We start from the raw sequence: 3322 nt of genomic DNA, 5'->3' as shown, positions 1-3322 counted from the left end.
AGCTACTGATATTCTCCATCTTTTTTATCTTTAATCCATCATAGCTAGCGATGCAACAAAGCCATCCCAGTGTCAAGCACTGGGATGACACCATTTATTGTAAGGTCTTACCTCACATTTACTCTATGGTCTTGCCGCTATCCTGAACAGATACGAATGAAAGTCTTTTTATATTTGTCTGAGCATCAAAGAGGTTTGATTGGTGTGATACGTTTTCTATCGCGCCTGGCTGCAGTGTCCAGCGTCAAGATCTGATGAACAGTGTTCGCTTGCCAGCTTTCGCTTCAATATTTGCACAATTGTGCTAGATTCCCTGCATAACTTGCTTCAAAATCTCCTCTTGTTGCTGAGCATGTACACTAGCATAACCACATGCAGGAGATGCAGCAGCAGGTCTTGCGATACACTTAGGTCTTTTCGCTTGAATATTGAGATTGGATAACACTTCCTCTATCAATGGGTTGACAAAAAACCATCCTCCCATATTTTTTGGTTCTTCTTGACACCATATAATTTCAGCGTTTTTGTACTTTTCAAGTTCAATACTTAGTTTATCGGCAGGAAACGGATAGAATTGCTCCAAACGTATTACTGCTATATCGTTTATTTTTTGTGCTTCACATATGTCGTAATAAACTTTACCACTGCATATTACAACTTTACGTATTTTATCATTCGAAACTAAACCTGTTCTACATTCTGGAATTACTGTGAGGAATTTTCCTTCAAAATCAGATAGGTTAGATACTGCTCTTTTGTGGCGCAGTAGCGATTTAGGTGTAAACACTACCAGAGGCTTACGAAAGTCTCTATGCATTTGTCTGCGTAAGACATGGAAGTAATTCGCCGGAGTGGAACAATTAACTACCTGCATATTATCCTCTGCGCAGAGTTGCAAAAATCTCTCTATACGTGCGGAGCTATGCTCAGGTCCCTGTCCTTCATAACCATGAGGCAGCAATAAAACTAGACCGCTTGATCGCAACCACTTTGTTTCTGCAGATGCGATAAACTGGTCGATCATAATTTGCGCACCGTTTGCAAAATCACCAAATTGTCCTTCCCAGAGCACCAGTGAATACGGAGAATCAAGACTATATCCATATTCAAAGCCCATTACAGCATACTCAGATAGTGCGCTATCTATGACCTCAAAGTGAGCTTGCTTTTCATTTATATTGTTTAGCGGAATAAATGCTTCTTCTGTTACCTGATCAACAAGCCTTGAATGACGGTGCGAGAAAGTTCCACGACCAGAGTCTTGTCCTGATAAACGCACTCCTATTCTTTCTGTGAGCAGTGATGCAAACGCAAGACTTTCGGCAGTTGCCCAGTCTATATTACTACCAAAATTTATGCTGTCTATTCTGCCATCAAGTATTTTTCTAACCTTATTGTTAATGTTAAAGCTACTTGGGATGTTGCTATTTATATGTACACCTAATTTTTTCAGCTCATCTGGCGGAACACCAGAATCCGTGTAGTATTCGCTCAAATCGTTCAGCTTTGCTCTTCTTAATTTTGACCACACTCCACCGAACCAGTCAGCTTTTTTTGGAGTGTAAGCCGCTGATTCAGCAAGACTTTTATCTAATTTTGCCCTGAATTCACTGCGCAATTTATTTACTTCATCGCCATCTAATACTTTCTCTGCAGTCAATTTTTCTTCATACAATGTTCCAGGAGTTTTATGCTTTGATATCGCCTTATACATAAGTGGCTGAGTGAAATTCGGTTCATCACCTTCATTATGGCCATATTTGCGGTAGCACATTATGTCAATTACTACGTCCTTTTTAAATTTCTGCCTATATTCCATCGCCAGACTTGTAGCAAAACTCACAGCTTCCTGGTTATCTCCATTGACGTGAAACACTGGAGCTTCTATTGATTTTGCTATATCAGTGCAATAAAAAGAGGATCGTGCGCAACATGGGTTAGCAGTAAAACCAACTTGGTTATTAATGACAATGTGCACAATGCCATCCACTTTATAGCCTTCAATATTGCTTAAGGTTAAAGTTTCAGCAACCACTCCTTGACCGATGAAAGCCGCATCACCATGAATTGATATGCCAAGCACAGATCTTATATTCTGTTTTGCTCTTATTCTTCCAGCCAAAACCGGATTTACCGCTTCAAGGTGAGATGGATTAGGGCATAAACTTAAATGTATTTTCTTACCACTGGCAAGTATTTGATCAGAAGAGTAACCAAGGTGATATTTAACATCACCGGACACCTCAAGACCACCTGGATATGCAAGATTGCCTTGAAATTCAGATAGCATTGCCGCATATTCTTTCCCCATCACTTTGGTTAGAACATTGAGTCGTCCGCGGTGAGCCATGCCAAGGACTATTTCTTCAATACCAAAAACCGTAGAATCACTAATGATTTTTTCAATTGCAACGATAGCTGATTCTCCACCTTCAATAGAAAAGCGTTTATATCCAGGAAATTTCATATGGAGAAATTGTTCGAACATTTCAGATTCAATTAAGTGCCTCAGTATTTCCTTTTTATCTTGTGAACTCAGCGTATAGGTTTGATTTTCGATCTTTTCCTGCAGCCACATCCTCTCCTCATAAGAGGAGATATGCATAAATTCAAAACCGATGTTCTTGCAGTAAATATCTCTATAGATTCCAGCGTCACTTGCCGGATATAGATTCGAATATTTCTGATAATCTACTTCCTTATTCACATTGGGTGATAACGGATTAAGATCCGCAAAAAAATGACCGTAAGATCTGAAAAAATTTGCTAAACTAGAAACTGAATCATCCACCTTAGTTACATGTTGTGCACCGCAGGTCTCCGCTTTATTAACTTCTAAATTGCTTGAAAAAATTCTATACCAATCCTCCCCGATTGATTTATCACCCTGCAAATAACGGCTATACATTTCTTCCACAAATTCTGCATTATCACCATAAAGGCAGCTTAAACTCGACATAATCACTATAAAAAGTATCAAATACTTATAAGTATAACTTAAGTTTTTTAAAAAAGAAGTTTTTTAGTTTCTATACGTCATACCGCGATTCATTCGCGGTATCTCCAGATCCCGCTAACAAGCAGCGGGATACTTAACCATCATCTACACCGTCATACCACGATTCATTCGCGGTATCTCTTAACGTAGATCCCTTACTTAACCGTCATACCTTAACATAGATCCCGCTAACACGTAGCGGGATGACGAGCTTATTGTCATACCGTCGCGAATCGTCATACCGTCACGAACCGTCATACCGCCGCGGTATCTCTTAACATAGATCCCTTACTTAACCGTCATACCTTAACATAGATCCCGCTA

General features: G+C 39.6%; 1 protein-coding gene. It reads right to left on the bottom strand.

The window, feature by feature from the left end; all coding sequences use genetic code 11:
• Nucleotides 1–304: 304 nt before the first annotated feature.
• Nucleotides 305–2959, bottom strand: coding sequence for a 2-oxoglutarate dehydrogenase E1 component (locus tag OZD66_RS05725; RefSeq protein WP_182367684.1), 2655 nt, complete (start codon nt 2957–2959; stop codon nt 305–307).
• Nucleotides 2960–3322 lie beyond the last annotated feature (363 nt).

It is taken from the genome of Wolbachia endosymbiont of Drosophila baimaii, from assembly GCF_028982185.1.
In the GTDB taxonomy this organism is placed as follows: domain Bacteria; phylum Pseudomonadota; class Alphaproteobacteria; order Rickettsiales; family Anaplasmataceae; genus Wolbachia; species Wolbachia pipientis.
The sequence above is the reverse complement of the archived record's forward strand: the minus strand, read 5'-3'. Positions and strand labels throughout refer to the sequence as shown.